Here is an 18,473-nt window from a genome sequence, read left to right as displayed (position 1 = left end):
CCCGACTGTTCTACTGCCGCTATTGAAAAGGAGCGCGGCATGCACATCACAACCCGGGGCTGGATAAACGGTTTCATAGGCGTGGCTATTTTCGCAGGCTCCCTCCCCGCCACACGGCTGGCGGTAGCGGACCTGCCAGCAACCTTCCTGACCGGCGCACGGGCCACCCTTGCGGCTGTGCTGGCCGGTCTGCTGCTATGGCTGGCACGCCAGCCATGGCCGGCGCGTCAAGTACTGCTGCCGCTGGCAGTCACAGCCTTGGGCGTAGTGGTGGGCTTCCCTTTGTTGACCGCCTTGGCCCTGCAGCATGTCACCTCTGCGCACTCGATCGTTTTCGTGGGCCTGTTGCCGCTGTGTACGGCCACCTTCGCGGTGCTGCGGGGCGGCGAGCGGCCGCGCCTGGGCTTCTGGCTGTTTTCGCTGGCAGGCGCGGCCTGTGTGGCCGGCTATTCGGCCGCCAATGGCAGCGGAACCTCACTGCAGGGCGACGCCCTGATGGTTGCAGCCGTGATGCTGTGCGGGCTGGGCTACGCCGAAGGTGGGCGGCTGGCACGGCAACTGGGCGGCTGGCAGGTCATCAGTTGGGCGCTGCTGCTGGCGTTGCCGTTGATGCTTCCGGTCGCGCTGCTTACCCAACCCGCAAGCTTCACCACGATCAGCCCGCAGGCCTGGGCGGGGTTGGGTTATGTCTCGTTGTTCAGCATGCTGATCGGCTTTGTGTTCTGGTACCGCGGGCTGGCCCAGGGCGGTATCGCAGCGGTGGGCCAGCTGCAACTGCTGCAACCGTTCATGGGGCTGGCTTTGGCAGCGCTGTTGCTGCACGAGCCGGTCAGCAGCGGCATGCTGGGGGTGACCTTGCTTGCAGTGGTATGTGTGGCAGGGGCTAAACGCTACGCAAGCTGAAACATCCTGAAATGCTTGATCTAGAAGGGGAAAGCGCTTTTACCTTCTGTTCACATACCGTTGACTGCCTCGGCACCGGTGCGCCGTCAACCTATGCGCACCGTTGCAGAAGGACTAACGTGCATGAACAGCCCCATCGAGCTTCCTTTTTCCAATAAATACGGCCCAGAGCACGCGCGTGAATATTTTCACAAGCATCAGGATGGCCTGGCTCGCCGCCTCTCCCATCAGCGTGATGTGCAGATGGCGCGCAAGGCCTTGGCGCTTGCCGGAGAGCCCGACCTGGTGCTCGACCTGCCCTGTGGCGCTGGGCGTTTCTGGCCGATGCTCGCCGAGCGCCCGGGGCGCCGGATCATCGGTGCCGACAACTCCGCCGACATGATCGCCACCGCCCGCGCCTGCCAGCCGCCTGAGGTTGTGCGCAAGGTGCGCACGCTGCAAACCAGCGCGTTCGCTATCGACTTGCCCGACCAGTCAGTGGACAGCGTGTTCTGCATGCGCCTGCTGCACCACATCGGCGAGAGCGAACACCGCGCAGCGCTGCTCAAGGAGTTCCACCGGGTCAGCCGCGATTCGGTGATCGTCTCGCTGTGGGTTGATGGCAATCTCAAGGCCGCCAGGCGCCGCCGCCAGGATGCCCGCCGTGTGGCACAAGGCAAAACCAATGACTACCAGAACCGCTTCGTGCTGCCGCGCGAGGTCGTCGAGCAGGAATTCAAGGACGCAGGCTTCATCGTCCAGAGGTCTCTTGACTTCATCCCGCTCTACGCCATGTGGCGAGTGTACGTACTGCGCAAGCGCTGACACTTGCCGGGTAGCGCCGGGGCCGTGAATACTCACCGTTCACCACCCCGGAGTTGCCCATGCCAGCCCCTCTAGATGCGCTGTACCGCAAGGTCACCTGGCGCCTGATTCCCTTCCTGTGCCTGTGCTACCTGGCCGCCTATCTGGACCGTATCAACGTCGGCTTCGCCAAGTTGCAGATGCTCGGCCAGTTGCAACTGAGCGAGGCCGCCTATGGGCTGGGGGCGGGGTTGTTCTTTGTCGGCTACATCCTGTTCGAGGTGCCCAGCAACCTGGTCCTGGCCAAGGTCGGTGCGCGGCGCTGGATCGCCCGCATCATGATCAGTTGGGGTGTGTTGTCAGGCCTTACCCTGTTGGTGCGCAGTGCCGAAAGCTTCTATCTGCTGCGCTTTCTGCTGGGGGTGGCCGAAGCCGGGTTTCTGCCCGGTGTGCTTTATTACCTGACCCAATGGTTTCCCTCCTGGCGACGTGGGCGGATCATCGCGCTGTTCATGCTCGGGCTGCCGCTGTCCAACCTGATCGGCGCGCCGCTCTCGGGCTGGATCATGGGGCATTTCGACGGCCAGGCCGGGCTGGCCGGTTGGCAGTGGCTGTTTCTGCTCGAGGCGGTTCCCTCGGTGCTGCTGGGTGTGCTGTGCCTGAAGCTGCTACCCGACACCATCGGCCAGGCGCCCTGGCTTTCGGTCGATGAAAAAGCGCAACTGGCCGAGGCTCTGGCCGGGGACGAGGCCGCCAACCCGGGCGGCAGCCGTTTCAGCGATGGCTTTTTCGACCGCAAGGTGTGGATGCTGGGCGGCATCGACTTTTCGATCCTGCTTAGCGCTTATGCCATGGGTTTCTGGCTGCCGACCTTCATCCGTGACGCAGGCGTCGCCGACCCTGCACGCATCGGCTGGCTGAGTGGCGATTCCGAGCATGGCCGGGGTAGTCGGCATGCTGGTGCTGGGCGCCACTTCCGATCATTTGCGCGAGCGCCGCTGGCACATCATCGGGCCGTTTATCGCAGGTGCCGCCAGCCTGTTCGCCAGCACCTTTTTCATCGGCAACCTGGCGGCCACCGTGGCGCTGTTCTCCTTGGCCACGGCGGCGATTCTCGGCGCGCTCCCGGCGTTTTTCAGCCTGCCGGCCACCTTTCTCAGGGGCGCTGCCTCGGCCACCGGCTTTGCGCTGGCCTGCTCGCTGGCCAACATCGCCGGGCTTGTAGGCAACACCCTCATGGGTGCGGTAATGCAGCGCTTTCACAGCCCGCAGATTGCGCTGTGGCTGTTCGCCGCGAGCCTCCTGGCCAGTTGCCTGCTGGCATGGGCGCTGCCGGCACGGGTGGTCAACCGCTGAGCACATGACGCCTTGGCATCGCTCTGCGACAATGGCGCCTTCACAGCCCAACCGGAGCCTGCCCCATGCAGATCACCGCCGCCCTGCTGATGGGCAACCCGTGCGACGAAGAAGAAGACAACCTGGCGCTGCTGGCCTGCCAGGCCACCGATGGGCGCATGTTCCTGATGTCGCGCTATCCCGGCGAGGATGAAGTCGACATCGCTTTCGACGAAGACGAGCCGGTGGGCGTACAGGGGCTGTCCGTCAGCTTGAGTGCAACGTCGCTGGAAATCGAAGTGCAAGCCGAGGACGCCGACCTGTTCGGCGGTGACCTGCGCCTGCAGATCACTCACGCAAGCGACGCTGCAGACCTCGACGAACTGGAAGAGGCGCTGAAGGTGATCCTGCAGGGCGCTGGCCAGCTCAGCCGCAGCTGAGCCGGCCTACTCCATCGCCTCGCGCAGGAACGCCGGGGCGATGTAGCGCTCGTAATGCGCCTCCGACAGCAGAAAGAACTCCCGGTCGATCGCCTCGCGCAAATCCGGCAGCGACCAGTCGCGAAACTCCGGCAGCAACACGAACCCGTAAAGCTCGACCTTGTTGATCATCCGCGCGCCCCGGGCGATCAACTGGTAGGCCCAGGTGTATTCCGACTGGCTGGCCACGAAGCGGACCTGCCGCTGGGTCAGTTGCTGGCGCAGCAGGCCTGCGTCGAACACCTCGAGCTTGGCCTGCATCACCTGTACCAGCAGCCGCTCCAGGCGCAGCCACACGGCACGCTTCTGCGCCTCGTCATAGCCGTTCCAGTTCACCACTTCATGGTGAAAACGCTTGCAGCCTCGGCACACTGCGTCCCCGTAGACGGTAGAGCAGAGGCCGACGCAGGGCGTCTTGATCGACTGGTTGGGCATTGCGAAAACACTTCAGAAAACCGGACAGAGGCGCATGTTAGCCCTATGTCTAATGAGTTTCACCCTCGGGCTTGTAGGGCTAAACTTACTTTCAGCGCAAAATTGCCGTAGAATCCTACCGCCCCGGGCATGCGGCATCGCGCCGCATCCTTGAGCGACTAGATCCGTTGGAAGCTGTTTTCAAAGCGTCACGAGCACAGTCGATCCTCGCAACGGTGTGGCACCGGGTTCTGCCCCGTGCCAGCCCTCATCAAGCTCTACCGTTGCGCGGCGTAAAACTTTGAAAGCAGCTTCTGTATGGAGTGCCGAAACCCTGGCCGAGCGGCTCATGAAGCCGTGGCGCGCACGGGAGCGGTATTTCACTGGATGAGCGTCCCGTGCCGGGACCACTGATGAGGGTATTACTGTGCTTGAAGCCTACCGCAAACACGTCGAAGAGCGGGCCGAGCAGGGGATCGTTCCCCAGCCGTTGAACGCCGAACAAACCGCAGGCCTGGTCGAGCTGCTGAAAAACCCGCCCGCCGGCGAAGAAGCCTTCCTCGTTGACCTGATTACCAACCGCGTCCCACCAGGGGTCGATGAAGCCGCCTACGTCAAGGCAGGCTTTCTCTCCGCACTGGCCAAGGGTGAAGCAAAATCCCCGTTGATCGACGCCAAGCGCGCGACCGAACTGCTGGGTACCATGCAGGGCGGCTACAACATCGCCACCCTGGTCGAACTGCTCGACAACGCCGAGCTCGCCAACGTCGCTGCCGAACAGCTCAAGCACACCTTGCTGATGTTCGACGCTTTCCACGATGTGGCCGAAAAAGCCAAGGCAGGCAACGCCGCCGCCAAAGCTGTGCTCGAATCCTGGGCTGCCGGCGAGTGGTTCACCAAGCGCGCGCCGATCGCCGAGCAAGTACAGCCTGACCGTCTTCAAGGTCACTGGCGAGACCAACACCGACGACCTCTCCCCTGCGCCCGACGCCTGGTCGCGTCCGGACATCCCGCTGCACGCCCTGGCCATGCTGAAAATGGCCCGCGACGGCATCGAGCCCGAGCAACAAGGCGCCATCGGCCCGCTGAAGCAGTACGAAGCGCTGCGTGAGAAGGGTTTCCCGGTCGCCTACGTGGGCGACGTGGTCGGCACCGGTTCCTCGCGCAAGTCGGCTACCAACTCGGTGCTGTGGTTCTTCGGCGACGACATCCCGTACGTGCCGAACAAGCGCGCCGGTGGTTTCTGCTTCGGCAGCAAGATCGCCCCGATTTTCTACAACACCATGGAAGACGCCGGTGCCCTGCCGATCGAGTTCGACGTGTCGAACATCAACATGGGTGATGTCATCGACGTGTACCCGCACGCCGGCAAGGTGTGCAAGCACGGCACTGACGAGGTCATCACTACCTTCGAACTGAAAACCGCCGTGTTGCTGGACGAAGTCCGCGCCGGTGGCCGTATCCCGCTGATCGTGGGCCGCGGCCTGACTGAAAAAGCCCGCGCCGAGCTGGGCCTGGGTGCTTCGGACCTGTTCAAGACCCCGGAGCAGCCTGTCGACACCGGCAAGGGCTACACCCTGGCGCAGAAGATGGTCGGCAAGGCCTGCGGCGTCGAGGGCGTGCGCCCCGGCACCTACTGCGAGCCGAAGATGACCACCGTCGGTTCCCAGGACACCACCGGCCCGATGACCCGCGACGAGCTCAAAGACCTCGCCTGCCTGGGCTTCTCCGCGGACCTGGTGATGCAGTCGTTCTGCCACACCGCTGCCTACCCCAAGCCCATCGACGTCAAGACCCACCACACCCTGCCGGATTTCATCCGCACCCGTGGCGGCGTCTCCCTGCGCCCGGGCGACGGCATCATCCACAGCTGGCTGAACCGCATGCTGCTGCCTGACACCGTCGGCACCGGCGGCGACTCGCACACCCGCTTCCCGATCGGCATTTCCTTCCCGGCCGGTTCCGGCCTGGTAGCCTTCGCCGCAGCCACCGGCGTCATGCCGCTGGACATGCCCGAGTCGGTGCTGGTGCGCTTCAAGGGCAAGCTGCAACCGGGCATCACCCTGCGTGACCTGGTCCACGCAATCCCCTATTTCGCCATCCAGAAGGGCCTGCTGACCGTCGAGAAGAAAGGCAAGAAGAACATCTTCTCCGGCCGCATCCTCGAGATCGAAGGCCTGGACGAGCTGACCGTCGAGCAAGCATTCGAGCTGTCCGATGCTTCGGCCGAGCGTTCTGCCGCCGGCTGCACCATCAAGCTGCCGGAGAAGCCGATCGCCGAATACCTGCAGTCGAACATCACCCTGCTGCGCTGGATGATCAGTGAAGGCTACGGCGACGCCCGCACCCTGGAGCGCCGCGCCAAGGCCATGGAAGAGTGGATCGCCAACCCGCAGCTGATGAGCGCCGATGCCGACGCCGAATACGCCGAAATCATCGAGATCGACCTGGCTACCGTGACCGAGCCGGTGCTCTGCGCGCCGAACGATCCGGATGACGCGCGCCTGCTGTCGAGCGTACAGGGCGAGAAGATCGATGAGGTGTTCATCGGTTCGTGCATGACCAACATCGGCCACTTCCGCGCGGCCGGCAAGTTGCTGGACAAGGTCAAGGGCTCGATCCCGACGCGCCTGTGGCTGTCGCCGCCGACCAAGATGGACCAGCATCAGCTGACCGAGGAAGGCTACTACGGCATCTACGGCAAGGCCGGTGCGCGCATGGAAATGCCGGGCTGCTCGCTGTGCATGGGTAACCAGGCGCGCGTTGCATCCAACTCCACCGTGGTCTCCACCTCCACCCGCAACTTCCCCAACCGCCTGGGCGATGGTGCCAACGTGTACCTGGCCTCTGCGGAACTGGCGGCGGTCGCATCGATCCTCGGCAAGCTGCCGACGGTCGAGGAGTACATGACCTACGCGAAGAACATCGACGCCATGGCGGCCGATGTGTACCGCTACCTGTCGTTCGATCAGATGGCCAGCTTCCGTGAAGCAGCGGCCAACGCGAAGATCCCTGTGGTCGAAGCGTAAAAAAGAAACCCCGCCGCTGGCGGGGTTTTTTGTAGGAGAGCGGCTTGCCGCGCGACGCGACGATCCTGTAGCTCATCGCGTCGCGCGGCACAGCCGCTCTCCTACAGGCTTCAAGCTCTGATCAGGTGGTCGAATGCGGCCAGCGATGCTTTGGCGCCTTCGCCCATGGCAATGATGATCTGCTTGTACGGCGCAGTGGTTACATCACCGGCGGCGAAGATGCCTGGCAGGTCGGTTTCTCCGCGCGCATCGACCATGATCTCGCCGCGCTGCGACAGCTCGATGGCGCCTTTGAGCCAATCACTGTTGGGCAGCAGGCCGATCTGCACGAAAATCCCTTCCAATTCCACATGGCGGCTTTCACCAGTCTGGCGATCCTTGTAGGTGAGGCCGTTGACCTTCTGGCCGTCGCCAGTCACTTCGGTGGTCAGGGCTTCGGTGGTCAGCCGTTACGTTCGGCAGGCTGTTCAGTTTGCGCTGCAACACTGCATCCGCGCGCAACTTGCTGTCGAATTCGAGCAAGGTCACATGGCTGACGATTCCGGCCAGGTCGATCGCGGCCTCGACACCGGAGTTGCCGCCACCCACCACCGCCACGCGCTTGCCCTTGAACAGCGGGCCATCGCAGTGCGGGCAATAGGCAACACCACGGTTACGGTACTGTTGCTCGCCCGGCACGTTCATTTCGCGCCACCGGGCGCCGGTCGCGATGATCAGCGCTTTGGCCTTCAGCGATGCGCCGCCGGCGAAGCGGATTTCATGCAAGGCACCGTCGCGGCCGGGAATCAGCTGCTCGGCACGTTGCAGGTTCATGATGTCGACATCGTATTGCTTAACGTGCTCTTCCAAGGCCATGGCCAGTTTTGGCCCTTCGGTTTCTTTAACCGAAATGAAGTTCTCGATGGCGAGGGTATCGAGCACCTGGCCACCGAAACGCTCGGCAGCCACGCCGGTACGGATACCTTTACGCGCGGCATACACGGCCGCTGCCGCGCCGGCTGGGCCACCGCCGATCACCAGCACATCGAACGGCGCCTTGGCGTTGAGCTTCTTCGCTTCACGGTCGGCCGCGCCGGTGTCGAGTTTGGCGATGATTTCCTCAAGGCCCATGCGGCCCTGGCCGAACGGCTCACCATTAAGGTAAACACTGGGCACCGCCATGACCTGGCGCTGGTCGACTTCGGCCTGGAACAGCGCGCCGTCGATGGCCACGTGGCGAACACGCGGGTTGATCACCGCCATCAGGTTCAGGGCCTGCACCACATCCGGGCAGTTCTGGCACGACAGCGAGAAATAGGTTTCGAACAGGTAATCGCCGTCCAGCGCCGCGATCTGCTCAAGCACATCCTGACCAGCCTTGGAGGGGTGGCCGCCGACTTGCAGCAGCGCCAGCACCAGCGAAGTGAATTCGTGGCCCATGGGGATGCCGGCAAAGCGCAGGCTGATATCACCGCCGGGGCGATTGATCGAAAAAGAAGGCTTGCGTGGATCCTGGCCGTCATCGCGCAGGGTGATCAGCGATGAGAGTGCCTGGATGTCCTGCAGCAACCCGAGCAGTTCCCGAGACTTGGCGCCGTCGTCGAGGCTGGCGACGATCTCGATCGGCTGGGTGACTCGCTCAAGGTAAGTCTTCAACTGGGTTTTAAGCGTAGCGTCGAGCATGGCGATGGGCCTTTCAGGAATGCGGAAACAAAAACGCCCAGGCGCAAGCGCCCGGGCGTCCAGATGGGCGAGGTACAGCTAAAGCAGGTCGTTGGCCTTCGCCCGTGGTGTCATGGTCAGATCTTGCCGACCAGGTCCAGCGATGGCGCCAGAGTGGCTTCGCCTTCTTTCCACTTGGCAGGGCACACTTCGCCTGGGTGAGCAGCGACGTACTGGGCAGCCTTGACCTTGCGCAGCAGCTCGGAAGCGTCACGGCCTACGCCACCGTCGTTGATTTCGACGATCTTGATCTGGCCTTCTGGGTTGATCACGAAAGTGCCACGGTCCGCCAGGCCAGCTTCTTCGATCAGCACGTCGAAGTTGCGCGAGATCACCTGGGTCGGGTCGCCAATCAGTGGGTACTGAATCTTGGCGATGGTGTCGGAGGTGTCGTGCCAGGCTTTGTGGGTGAAGTGGGTGTCGGTGGAGACGCCGTAGATCTCGACGCCCAGCGCCTGGAACTCTTCGTAACGGTCGGCCAGGTCACCCAGTTCGGTTGGGCACACGAAGGTGAAGTCGGCAGGGTAGAAGAACACTACCGACCATTTGCCCTTGAGGTCAGCGTCGCTTACATCGACGAACTTGCCGTTGTGGTAGGCGGTCGCTTTGAACGGTTTGACTTGGCTGTTGATCAGAGGCATCGGTTGGCTCCTTTAGGGTTTGCAGTACGATCTGTGATTCGATGGAAAGTATGCTAGCTATTGATCTTCTCATGCGCTCATTGCCAATGCATATCCAACCCATTGTTTTTGACTATTAGTGCTCAGCCCCCCTGCGCATCAACATTTTCATCCTCTCCAGCGGTGCCAATCCTGGCTCCCTCTCCGGCAGGAAGTTGATTTTTCTTACATTTCTCGTAGCCCACTCCCACCCCGTCATATCGGGCAACAGGATAAGCTCTGCGGCCTGTCAGGTTTGACAGGTTCCGCTGCCTGCACCAGCCGTTATAACCATGGCACACGCTCAACCAATGCGAAGGGAAGACCATGGGCCGCGCCATACCCGACGACAACCAGGATGCAATGACCGTGTTCGCCACGCTGACACCCAAGGAACAGCAAGTGCTGGGCTGGTGCTGCCACGGCAAGACCGCTGCAGATATAGCGATGCTGATGCATTGCTCGGTCTCGACGGTCAACTTCCACACACACAACCTGCACCGCAAGTTCGGGCTCAACTCCACGACCTACATCGCGGTGATTGCCGCCAGTCTCGGGCTGGTCCCCATCAAGATGCCGACCAATCTGCTGTCGGTGACCCGGAGCCAAAACTATGACGATCCAGATCCTGCTGGCCGACGACCACCCCGCCTCGCTGGCTGGGGCCTCGATGATCCTCAATAACGCCGCCAGGGGCCGTCTGCACGTGGCGGCCTGCGTCGATGGCACCGACGCCCTCCTGCTGGCGCTGCAGCAACGGCCATTTGACCTGGTGGTCACTGATTTCTTCATGCCCGGGGGCGGCAGGCCGATGGCCTGGAGCTGATCGCCAGGGTACGCGAGGGCTGGCCATCATTGCCGCTGGTGGTGCTCACAGCGCTGCGCGAACCCTGCGCACTGGGCAGCATCCTTGGCCTGGGCGTGCGGGGCGTGGTGAGCAAGCGTGCCGAAGCCATCGAACTTGCACGCGCTGCAAGCCAGGTCGCGGCCGGCCGCAGCTACCTGTGCAGCGACGTACAGCACATCATGGGCAAGCGCTATACCCACAGAAGTGCCTGGGCCTGCGAAGCCACAACGGCATTGACCGAGCGCGAACAGCAGGTGCTTGACGCTTCGCGCACCGGGCTCAGCGCACGCAAGATTGCCGAACAAATGCAGCGCAGCGAACGCAGCGTGCAACGCCAGCGTCGCCGCGCGATGGAAAAGCTCGGCCTGCAGGCCGACGCCGAGCTCTGCCACCGCCCCTAGGCGATCAACTACGCGTCTGGCTGCGCAGCGTCACGAACTCTTCGGCCGAGGTGGGGTGAACGCCGATGGTGTCGTCGAACACCTGCTTGGTCGCACCCGCCTTGATCGCCACCGCCAACCCCTGAACGATCTCGCCGGCTTCCGGGCCGACCATGTGGCAGCCCAGCACTCGGTCGGTTTGCGCATCGACCACCAGCTTCATGAGGATGCGCTCCGGGTCGTCGGTCAGCGTCAGCTTCATGGGCCGGAAGGTGGTTTCGAAGATTTTCAATGCATGACCCTGTTCGCGGGCCTGCTCTTCGGTCAGGCCCACGGTACCGATGGGCGGTTGGCTGAACACCGCGGTGGGGATGTGCTGGTAATCCACTGGCCGATAGTCCGCCGGCTTGAACAGCCGCCGCGCGATGGCCATGCCTTCGGCAGTCGCCACCGGCGTGAGCTGCACCCGCCCGATCACGTCGCCCAGCGCCAGTATCGACGGCTCGGTGGTCTGATACTGGTCATCGACCTCGATGTAACCCCGGTCGTCGAGGCTTACCTGAGTGTTCTCCAACCCCAGCCGATCCAGGCAAGGCTTGCGGCCAGTGGCGTAGAGCACGCAGTCGGCGACCATCGTTTGCCCACCCTTGCAGGTCAGCAACAGAGTGCCATCGGCCTGCTTGTCGATGCGCTCAAGGTCTGTGTCGAACCGCAAGTCCATGCCCTTGTGCTTCAACTGGTCGCGCAGGTGCTCGCGCACCGTGCCATCGAAGCCCCGCAGGAACAGTCCACCCCGGTACATCAGGGTGGTTTCTGCGCCCATGCCATTGAAAATCCCAGCAAACTCCACGGCGATGTAACCCCCGCCTACCACAACCACGCGCTTGGGCAACTGCTCGAGGTAAAACGCCTCATTCGAGGAGATCGCATGCTCGCGCCCGGGAATGTCCGGGATATGCGGCCAGCCGCCGGTGGCGATCAGGATGCGCTCGGCACTGATCCGCCGGCCCGCCACTTCGACCGTGTGCGCATCGAGCAGCCGGGCGTGGCCGTTATGCTGGGTAACGCCCGCGCTGGTCAGCAGCTTTTCGTAGATCCCATTGAGGCGCTGAATCTCGCGGTTCTTGTTGGCGATCAGGGTTGGCCAGTCGAACGCTGGCTGCTCGACCGACCAGCCATAGGCCTGGGCATGGGCCAGGTCCTCACCGTAATGAGCACCATAGACCAGCAGCTTCTTGGGCACGCAACCCACATTCACACAGGTGCCACCCAGGTAGCGGCTCTCGGCGATCGCCACTCGCGCGCCAAAGCCTGCTGCAAATCGTGCGGCGCGCACGCCGCCGGACCCTGCGCCTATCACGAACAAATCGACATCGTATGCCATGCATATTCCTCAAATGAAAACGCCGCTATCGGTCAGGATAGCGGCGCCTTTATAACTTCACGCAAGAATCAGAGCTGGCCCTTCTTGTAGAAGTTCTCGAAGCAATAGTTGGTAGCGTCGATGTAACCTTCTGCGCTACCGCAGTCGAAACGCTCACCCTTGAACTTGTACGCCAGCACGCAGCCGTCTTTGGCTTGCTTCATCAGTGCGTCGGTGATCTGAATCTCGCCGCCCTTGCCTGGCTCGGTTTCCTCGATCAGCTTGAAGATATCCGGGGTCAGGATATAGCGGCCGATGATCGCCAGGTTCGAAGGCGCGTCTTCAGGCTTGGGCTTTTCGACCATGGTGTTCACACGGTAGATGTCGTCACGGATCATCTCGCCGGCGATCACGCCGTACTTGTTGGTTTCCTGCGGGTCGACTTCCTGAATGGCTACGATGGAGCAGCGGAACTGGTTGTACAGCTTCACCATCTGCTGCAGCACGCTGTCGCCTTCAGGGTTCACGCACAGGTCGTCCGCCAGCACCACTGCGAAGGGCTCGTCGCCGATCAATGGGCGGCCGCTGAGGATCGCGTGGCCCAGGCCTTTCATTTCGACCTGGCGGGTGTACGAGAACGTGCACTGGTCGATCAGCTTGCGAATACCGACCAGGTACTTTTCCTTGTCGGTGTTGCGGATCTGGGTTTCCAGCTCGTAGCTGATGTCGAAGTGGTCTTCCAGCGCGCGCTTGCCGCGGCCAGTGACGATGGCGATGCCGGTAAGGCCAGCTTCCAGCGCTTCTTCAACGCCGTACTGGATCAACGGCTTGTTGACCACCGGCAGCATTTCCTTGGGCATCGCCTTGGTCGCTGGCAAAAAGCGGGTGCCGTAACCGGCTGCCGGGAACAAGCATTTCTTGATCATGAAGTGTCCTTAATTCAAGGGCGGGCCTACGTATTCGGCGCAGTCTAATCAGGCCCGATGAACGTTACAATGGGGCACGCCTGGCGCGCGCACTGCGACAATAGAAAAACCCTGCAAGCATTTAGTTCCGCGATGAAAATACTCAGCCGGAGATGCACGCTGTAGCAGCGTTGCGTACGTCATGAAACCGCACTGGCAGATTCGACAACCGTTCGTGGACCTTGATCGAGCTGCCACCTGAGCGCTCCTCGACCAGCACCACCGCCGCCGGCCCCGAGCCGAATTTCTGCGGCACGATCACACGAAAGCCGCTCTTGTGCGGTTCGATGGTCAAGGGCGAACGGCTGCTAGAAAGGCGCTGCGCCAGGCATGCCGAGTAGTCCTTGGGGGATTTGCCAGAGATCACGTCCATCGTTTCGTGGGTTTGCTCGAGGTCCGAAACACTGGCACAACCACCTAACATCAACGCCGCCAGGGCGAGCCATACAGCCTTCATCGATACCATGCCCCTATATCGGTCAAAGAGGCTTGGACCGGGTAGCTGGCCATTTGTTCACAGGGTGCCTGGGCAGCGCAGCGGCAAGCACGCTGTGATACAGTGCGCGCCTTGGCAACACTCCCGCCTTTCCGGAGCCCTCATGAAATTCGTACACCAGCGCGAGCACCTCAACGAAGACGACCTGGTCGTGATCGAGTGCTCACAACGCTGCAACATTCGCCTGATGAACGACGCCAATTACCGCGCCTTTCGCAACGGTGGCCGCCACACCTATCACGGCGGCGCCTTCGACAAGTTCCCCGCACGCATCACCGTGCCCAGCAGCGGTTTCTGGAACATCACGCTCGACACCTCCGGCCCTCGCCTGAAAGATCGCCCGCTGAAGAACACCGCGTTCAAGCACACCATCAAGATCGTGCGCCGCTCGCATTCCTCCTATACCTGACAGGGCTGCCCCATGACCAAGTACGTCATCCACTACACCCTGAACGGCCAGCGCCGCTGGGATTTCGCCTTTTTGCAAAGCGGCAGCCTGAGCGAGGCCGAAGCCGCGCTGGTAGCCCTGCATGGCGATGAAGAACGGGCCAATATCGCTGACATCCGCGTGACCCGCGCCCTGTAAGCCGTCAAGCCTTACCTCGGCACGCCTTGACCTGCATCAATGGCCCTCCCTGAACAGGGTGGGCTGAACGAAATAACACGTTTTCGGCTCCGCCACCTGCTACCTTTTAAAGCCAGACGCAGGCTTTCCCCGCGAGGTGGCCCGATGAACAAGATGACCTTCCCCAATGCCTGCCAGGTCATGCGCTGGCATTTCCACCCCATCGGGCTGGAAGCCACAATGGATGCCCCCGGCAGCCTGGTGGCGAGGCTGTTCGATCGCGAAACCGGCCGCACCCTGCTGGCCATCGCCGGCATCCCTTGTGCCACCGTGATGAACGCAAGCGACGTGGAGCGCATCATCGAGGCCATAGAAGCCGAACTCGAGGCGTTCGTGCCACCCGCGCGCCTTGGCGCCTGCGGTTGACGCTAGCCCTGCCCTCGCGAATCCTGAAACAGCCCCTTGCTGCCGGCCACACGTGAAGATGCCTTGGCGAGCACCGCTTGCCCCGCCGGCTCGATGAACCAGTAACAATGCTGCCGCGCTCGGGTGATTGCCACGTAGGCCAGCCGGTAGGCTTCATCCGCCTGTGCTGCGTCGTAAGGTTGCTCGGCCTCAGCCGGGCCCAGCCCAGCCAGCCGGTAAACGGCGTTGCGCCATTGCCCCCCGCCCTGATAGCTGCAATCCCCAGCAGGCACACGGCATCGGCCTCCAGGCCCTTGGCAGCGTGATAGGTCATGAAACGAAGTTGCCCCGGATTGCCACTGGCCTTGCACTGCGCCAACGGCTCTTTGAGCAGCTTCTCAAGCTCTGGCCTGTCCGCAGAGCGGCGGTACAGCACCAACACCGACTCCTGCGCCTGCAAGTGCACCTGAACCTTGGCCAGCAGCGCCTGATCATCACGCGCCAACACCTGCACCGGAGCGACCGGGCGCTCGCCCACGGCGCGAGCCTTTTTGCCCTTGAGGCTGGGGGTGGCCTTGACCAACCATTCGGCAGCGTCGATCACGCCCTGCTGGCAACGGTAGTTGTCTCGCAGCATCACCCGCAGATGCGCCGATGCAGGGAACACACGCTCGAAATCCAGAAAGAAGCCCGGGCTGCTGCCGCGCCAGCCATAGATCGACTGCCAATCGTCACCGACGCACAGCAACGAACCACCGCCCAGCCCGCGCCGCTCGCGCTCGCCCAGCACGGCCTTGAGCCAGGCCACCAGTAACGCCGAGACGTCCTGGAACTCGTCGACCAGCAAGTGCCGGAACACGTTGATCGCCTCGTCCTCGATACCGCTGAACCCTTGGGTAATGAAGTGGCTGAAGATGTGGTTGTAGGGCATCACCGGCGGCGAAGCCTGGCGCCAGCGCGCGGTGCAGGCCGGCCAGAAGTGCCTCAGCGCCTGGAAAAACGCAGCATCGGCGCCCTCCTCGGCAAGCCCCGTACGGGCGACGGCATCGGCCACTTCCAGGCCCAGGCTCTCGATGAAGCTGGCCACCTGGTAAAACAGCTCCAGCAGCGGCTGAGCACGCCACTCACCGGCAAGGCGGTATTCGATGCCCGGGCCGCGGCCTGCATGGCCGGCCAGGCGTTCGGCCAAGGCCTTGCCTTGGGCGTAGCTGTCCAGCCAGATCACCGGCTGGTCGCAGAAGGCCTGGAACAGCGTGCGTTTGACCGCCACCTCCGCCGCCAATGGCAGCTCACCTTGGGCGCGGCGCAGGTCGCGGCTCTCGCGGGCGTCGACGCCGAGCATCACCCACGCTTGCGCACCGGGATGCCAACCATGCACGTGGAATGCATGGCCGCGCAGCTCGAGCGTGGCCGGGCCGGGCTCTACTCCAGGCAACGGCCAGGCGCCGGCAGCCTGCCATAGCACCCTGACCTGTTCGGCGAGCGCCGCATCGCGCTGTGCCGCCAACCCCATCACCGTAGCGCGGGCGCGCACGTCGGGATGGTCGCGGCCCAGGCGTTCGAGCTGTACGGCTTGCCGGCGCAGGGTTTCGATGGCGTGCGCAAATTGGGCATTTTCGCTGAGCAAGGCGCTGTAGGCCTCGCCGAGCAGGTCGCGCTGCTGCGTGTTGAGCGCCAGGGCGAACGGCGGCTGGTCCGGGTCACTCGCGCCACCCTGGCCCAGTGCCTCGAAGGCCTTGAGCCCGGCCAGCGCAGGTTGTGCCTGTGCCCAGCCCAGCGCACGAGAGTGGAAGGTGCGCACCCGGTCGCGGGCCTGGCGCTCACTGAGTGTGCGGCCCCACAACGCGAAAGCTTCGATCAGGCGAGCGACGAAATCCTTGCGCGACTCGCGGGTGAACGTCACCACGCTGATCTGCTCCAGCGGCACCCCGAGATATTCCACCAACAACACCACACGCAGCACCAGCGACGCCGACTTGCCCGCACCTGCGCCGGCCACCACACAAGTGGCCGGTGCGTCGCTGAAGATCATCTTCCACTGCGCGGCATTCGGCTGGCGTTGCTCGGGCAGCAAGCGCTGCACATCGGCCTTCATGCGTTTGCGCACTGCGGCATCGATGGGCAGCGAGCCCTCGGGCTTTTCGGCCGGCGCCGCGCGCGGCGTGGCCTTGGCAGGCTTGGGCGAAGCAGGCTTGGGCGTTGTTGCCTTGGGCTTGGCCGCAGGTTTGGCTGGGGTTGGCTCTGAGGCGCCATCATAGACGGCTGTCAGCTCGCGCAGCTCACGCACGTAGGCTTTGAGGCGCTTGAGCCACGGCTGGCGCGCAGGCTCCTTGGAACGGCTTGGCACACTGACTCCTGCCTTGGGCGGCCACTGGGCGATGGGCAGGCATCTTCGCGTGATTTGGCGGGAAGGTCCAGCAAGCCATTGATGCGCCGCGCAATACGCGGCGCATCAACGGGCCTCAAGCGATGGCGCTGTTGACCAGTGCCTGGGCTTCCTGCACAAGGCGCTGAAGGTGCTCTTCGCCCTTGAAGCTTTCGGCGTAGATCTTGTAGATGTCCTCGGTGCCGGACGGGCGGGCAGCGAACCACCCGTTCTCGGTGACCACCTTCAAGCCGCCGATGGCCTGGTCGTTGCCCGGTGCACGGCTCAGGATGGCCTTGATCGGCTCACCTGCCAGCTCTTTCGAGCTGACCTGCTCTGGCGAGAGCTTGCTCAGCGCCGCCTTCTGCTTCGCATCGGCCTTGGCGTCTACGCGGGTAGCGAACGGCTCACCTAGCTCGGCGGCCAGGTCACGGTAGCGCTCATAGGGGTTCTTGCCGGTGACGGCAGTCATTTCGGCAGCCAGCAACGATGGAATCAGCCCGTCCTTGTCGGTGCACCAGACGCTGCCGTCGCGACGCAGGAACGAGGCGCCGGCGCTTCTTCGCCGCCAAAACCCAGGCTGCCGTCGTACAGGCCCTGGGCGAAATACTTGAAGCCCACCGGTACTTCGAACAGTTTGCGGCCCAGGCGCGCGGTCACACGGTCGATCAGGCCGCTGCTGACGACGGTCTTGCCCACGGCGGCGTCGGCACGCCATTGCGGGCGGTTGGCGTAGAGGTAGTCGACCATCACCGCCAGGTAGTTGTTCGGCGCCAGCAGGCCGCCGGCGGAGGTGACGATGCCGTGGCGGTCGTGGTCCGGGTCGCAGGCGAAGGCGACGTCGAAACGGTCCTTGAGGGCCAGCAGGCCTTGCATGGCGTCCCGCGAAGACGGGTCCATGCGGATCTGCCCGTCCCAGTCCAGGGTCATGAAGCGGAAGGTCGGGTCGACGTTGCGGTTGACCACTTCCAGGTCGAGCTTGTAGTGCTCGGCGATGGCTGCCCAATAGCGCACACCGGCACCGCCCAGCGGGTCGACGCCCAGGCGCAGCCCGGCGCTGCGGATCGCATCGATATCGACGACGTTGGCCAGGTCGCCGACGTAATGGTTCAGGTAATCATGGCGATGCGTGGTGCCTGCCTTGAGCGCGCGCTCCCACGGCATGCGCTTGACCGCCTTGAGGCCATCCTCGAGCAGTGCATTGGCCTTGTTCTCGATCCACTTGGTGACATCGCTGTCGGCCGGGCCGCCATTGGTGGGGTTGTATTTGAAGCCGCCGCTCTGAGGCGGGTTGTGCGACGGGGTAATCACCACGCCATCGGCCAGGTGCGCCTGGCGGCCGCGGTTGTAGCAGAGGATCGCGTGCGACAGCGCAGGCGTCGGGGTGTATTCGTCGTGCTCGGCGAGCATCACCTGCACGCCGTTGGCGGCGAACACCTCGAGGGCCGTGATGCCGGCAGGCGTGGACAGCGCATGGGTGTCGATGCCCAAAAACAGCGGGCCGTCGATGCCTTGAGCCTGGCGGTACAGGCAGATGGCCTGGCTGATCGCAAGCACCTGGGCTTCATTGAAGCTGTTGTCGAACGAGCTGCCACGGTGGCCGGAGGTACCGAACGCCACGCGGTGGGCGGGGTTGGCCGGGTCGGGCTTGCCGCTGTAATAGGCGCTGACAAGGCGGGGGATATCGACCAGCAGCTCGGCCGGGGCCGGTTGGCCGGCCAGGGGATTGTGCGTCATGCAAACCTCGGGAGGCGGTGTGGCTGTGAAAAGGAGCGCAGTGTAAT

Annotated in this window: 15 protein-coding genes and 4 pseudogenes; 11 read left to right on the top strand and 8 right to left on the bottom strand. The window is 63.3% G+C overall.

Annotated elements, in window-relative coordinates:
- Window positions 1-39: 39 nt before the first annotated feature.
- The 4 genes and pseudogenes from LN139_RS07595 to LN139_RS07580 all read left to right on the top strand — a co-directional run bounded on the left by LN139_RS07595 (window position 40) and on the right by LN139_RS07580 (window position 3,461).
- Window positions 40-903, top strand: a complete 864-nt coding sequence (locus LN139_RS07595) for a DMT family transporter (RefSeq protein ID WP_236359385.1) — start codon at window positions 40-42, stop codon at window positions 901-903.
- A 123-nt stretch (window positions 904-1,026) separates the two neighbouring features.
- A complete protein-coding gene (locus LN139_RS07590) occupies window positions 1,027-1,707 on the top strand; it encodes a class I SAM-dependent methyltransferase (RefSeq protein ID WP_236359384.1) in 681 nt (226 codons plus the stop codon).
- A 59-nt stretch (window positions 1,708-1,766) separates the two neighbouring features.
- A pseudogene (locus LN139_RS07585) lies at window positions 1,767-3,042 on the top strand (MFS transporter).
- Between the two features lie 65 nt (window positions 3,043-3,107).
- Window positions 3,108-3,461 carry a hypothetical protein gene (locus tag LN139_RS07580; protein WP_236359383.1) on the top strand — a complete coding sequence of 118 codons (354 nt, stop codon included), beginning with the start codon at window positions 3,108-3,110 and terminating at the stop codon, window positions 3,459-3,461.
- Between the two features lie 6 nt (window positions 3,462-3,467).
- Here the strand turns inward: LN139_RS07580 and LN139_RS07575 are convergent, their stop codons facing one another.
- The gene (locus LN139_RS07575; RefSeq protein ID WP_236359382.1) at window positions 3,468-3,935 is read right to left on the bottom strand and encodes a DUF1289 domain-containing protein; all 468 of its coding nucleotides are present in this window, start codon (window positions 3,933-3,935) and stop codon (window positions 3,468-3,470) included.
- Between the two features lie 406 nt (window positions 3,936-4,341).
- Here LN139_RS07575 and acnB point away from each other — a divergent pair.
- A pseudogene (gene acnB, locus LN139_RS07570) lies at window positions 4,342-6,943 on the top strand (bifunctional aconitate hydratase 2/2-methylisocitrate dehydratase).
- A 110-nt stretch (window positions 6,944-7,053) separates the two neighbouring features.
- On the opposite strand, the pseudogene ahpF reads toward acnB, so the two are convergent.
- Both ahpF and ahpC read right to left on the bottom strand, forming a co-directional pair.
- Window positions 7,054-8,605: pseudogene (gene ahpF / locus LN139_RS07565) on the bottom strand (alkyl hydroperoxide reductase subunit F).
- A gap of 116 nt (window positions 8,606-8,721) precedes the next feature.
- Window positions 8,722-9,285, bottom strand: coding sequence for an alkyl hydroperoxide reductase subunit C (ahpC, locus tag LN139_RS07560; protein WP_236359381.1), 564 nt, complete (start codon window positions 9,283-9,285; stop codon window positions 8,722-8,724).
- A gap of 345 nt (window positions 9,286-9,630) precedes the next feature.
- Between ahpC and LN139_RS07555 the strand changes: the two genes are divergently transcribed.
- The 3 genes from LN139_RS07555 to LN139_RS07545 are packed head-to-tail and all read left to right on the top strand — an operon-like array spanning window position 9,631 to window position 10,551.
- Window positions 9,631-9,987: a helix-turn-helix transcriptional regulator gene (locus LN139_RS07555; protein WP_236359380.1), complete on the top strand. Its 357-nt coding sequence runs from the start codon at window positions 9,631-9,633 to the stop codon at window positions 9,985-9,987.
- Window positions 9,974-10,129, top strand: a complete 156-nt coding sequence (locus LN139_RS07550; RefSeq protein WP_236359379.1) for a hypothetical protein — start codon at window positions 9,974-9,976, stop codon at window positions 10,127-10,129. Before LN139_RS07555 ends, LN139_RS07550 begins: the two co-directional genes overlap by 14 nt.
- A gap of 38 nt (window positions 10,130-10,167) precedes the next feature.
- Window positions 10,168-10,551 (top strand): LuxR C-terminal-related transcriptional regulator, encoded by a 384-nt coding sequence (locus LN139_RS07545; RefSeq protein ID WP_236360312.1) that lies wholly within the window; start codon window positions 10,168-10,170, stop codon window positions 10,549-10,551.
- A 4-nt stretch (window positions 10,552-10,555) separates the two neighbouring features.
- Here the strand turns inward: LN139_RS07545 and gorA are convergent, their stop codons facing one another.
- The 3 genes from gorA to LN139_RS07530 form a co-directional block, all read right to left on the bottom strand.
- Window positions 10,556-11,914: a glutathione-disulfide reductase gene (gene gorA / locus LN139_RS07540; RefSeq protein WP_236359378.1), complete on the bottom strand. Its 1,359-nt coding sequence runs from the start codon at window positions 11,912-11,914 to the stop codon at window positions 10,556-10,558.
- A 68-nt stretch (window positions 11,915-11,982) separates the two neighbouring features.
- Entirely contained in the window at window positions 11,983-12,819 is an 837-nt protein-coding gene (gene galU, locus LN139_RS07535; protein WP_236359377.1) for a UTP--glucose-1-phosphate uridylyltransferase GalU, read from the bottom strand.
- A gap of 142 nt (window positions 12,820-12,961) precedes the next feature.
- The gene (locus tag LN139_RS07530) at window positions 12,962-13,315 is read right to left on the bottom strand and encodes a hypothetical protein (protein ID WP_236359376.1); all 354 of its coding nucleotides are present in this window, start codon (window positions 13,313-13,315) and stop codon (window positions 12,962-12,964) included.
- Window positions 13,316-13,457: 142 nt separating this feature from the next.
- Here LN139_RS07530 and LN139_RS07525 point away from each other — a divergent pair, with 142 nt between their 5' ends.
- The 3 genes from LN139_RS07525 to LN139_RS07515 all read left to right on the top strand — a co-directional run bounded on the left by LN139_RS07525 (window position 13,458) and on the right by LN139_RS07515 (window position 14,345).
- Window positions 13,458-13,763, top strand: coding sequence for a DUF1883 domain-containing protein (locus LN139_RS07525; protein ID WP_236359375.1), 306 nt, complete (start codon window positions 13,458-13,460; stop codon window positions 13,761-13,763).
- Between the two features lie 12 nt (window positions 13,764-13,775).
- On the top strand, window positions 13,776-13,940 hold the full coding sequence (locus LN139_RS07520) for a hypothetical protein (RefSeq protein ID WP_236359374.1): 165 nt from the start codon (window positions 13,776-13,778) through the stop codon (window positions 13,938-13,940).
- Between the two features lie 144 nt (window positions 13,941-14,084).
- Window positions 14,085-14,345: a DUF1652 domain-containing protein gene (locus tag LN139_RS07515; protein ID WP_236359373.1), complete on the top strand. Its 261-nt coding sequence runs from the start codon at window positions 14,085-14,087 to the stop codon at window positions 14,343-14,345.
- On the opposite strand, the gene LN139_RS07510 is transcribed toward LN139_RS07515, so the two are convergent.
- Window positions 14,278-16,671 (bottom strand): UvrD-helicase domain-containing protein, encoded by a 2,394-nt coding sequence (locus LN139_RS07510; protein ID WP_236359372.1) that lies wholly within the window; start codon window positions 16,669-16,671, stop codon window positions 14,278-14,280. The genes LN139_RS07515 and LN139_RS07510 overlap by 68 nt on opposite strands.
- A 115-nt stretch (window positions 16,672-16,786) precedes the next feature.
- Window positions 16,787-18,426: pseudogene (gene pgm, locus LN139_RS07505) on the bottom strand (phosphoglucomutase (alpha-D-glucose-1,6-bisphosphate-dependent)).
- Window positions 18,427-18,473: the final 47 nt, after the last annotated feature.

It is taken from the genome of Pseudomonas sp. KNUC1026, from assembly GCF_021650705.1.
Lineage (GTDB): Bacteria > Pseudomonadota > Gammaproteobacteria > Pseudomonadales > Pseudomonadaceae > Aquipseudomonas.
This window is presented reverse-complemented; position numbering and strand designations above follow the sequence as displayed.

Bases quoted from the DNA above. Each gene is read 5' to 3' on its own strand.
- galU (WP_236359377.1), bottom strand. From the start codon at position 12,819: ATGATCAAGAAATGCTTGTTCCCGGCAGCCGGTTACGGCACCCGCTTT.
- LN139_RS07590 (WP_236359384.1), top strand. From the start codon at position 1,027: ATGAACAGCCCCATCGAGCTTCCTTTTTCCAATAAATACGGCCCAGAG.
- gorA (WP_236359378.1), bottom strand. From the start codon at position 11,914: ATGGCATACGATGTCGATTTGTTCGTGATAGGCGCAGGGTCCGGCGGC.
- LN139_RS07525 (WP_236359375.1), top strand. From the start codon at position 13,458: ATGAAATTCGTACACCAGCGCGAGCACCTCAACGAAGACGACCTGGTC.
- LN139_RS07515 (WP_236359373.1), top strand. From the start codon at position 14,085: ATGAACAAGATGACCTTCCCCAATGCCTGCCAGGTCATGCGCTGGCAT.
- LN139_RS07530 (WP_236359376.1), bottom strand. From the start codon at position 13,315: ATGAAGGCTGTATGGCTCGCCCTGGCGGCGTTGATGTTAGGTGGTTGT.
- LN139_RS07580 (WP_236359383.1), top strand. From the start codon at position 3,108: ATGCAGATCACCGCCGCCCTGCTGATGGGCAACCCGTGCGACGAAGAA.
- LN139_RS07575 (WP_236359382.1), bottom strand. From the start codon at position 3,935: ATGCCCAACCAGTCGATCAAGACGCCCTGCGTCGGCCTCTGCTCTACC.
- LN139_RS07555 (WP_236359380.1), top strand. From the start codon at position 9,631: ATGGGCCGCGCCATACCCGACGACAACCAGGATGCAATGACCGTGTTC.
- LN139_RS07550 (WP_236359379.1), top strand. From the start codon at position 9,974: ATGATCCTCAATAACGCCGCCAGGGGCCGTCTGCACGTGGCGGCCTGC.
- LN139_RS07520 (WP_236359374.1), top strand. From the start codon at position 13,776: ATGACCAAGTACGTCATCCACTACACCCTGAACGGCCAGCGCCGCTGG.
- ahpC (WP_236359381.1), bottom strand. From the start codon at position 9,285: ATGCCTCTGATCAACAGCCAAGTCAAACCGTTCAAAGCGACCGCCTAC.
- LN139_RS07595 (WP_236359385.1), top strand. From the start codon at position 40: ATGCACATCACAACCCGGGGCTGGATAAACGGTTTCATAGGCGTGGCT.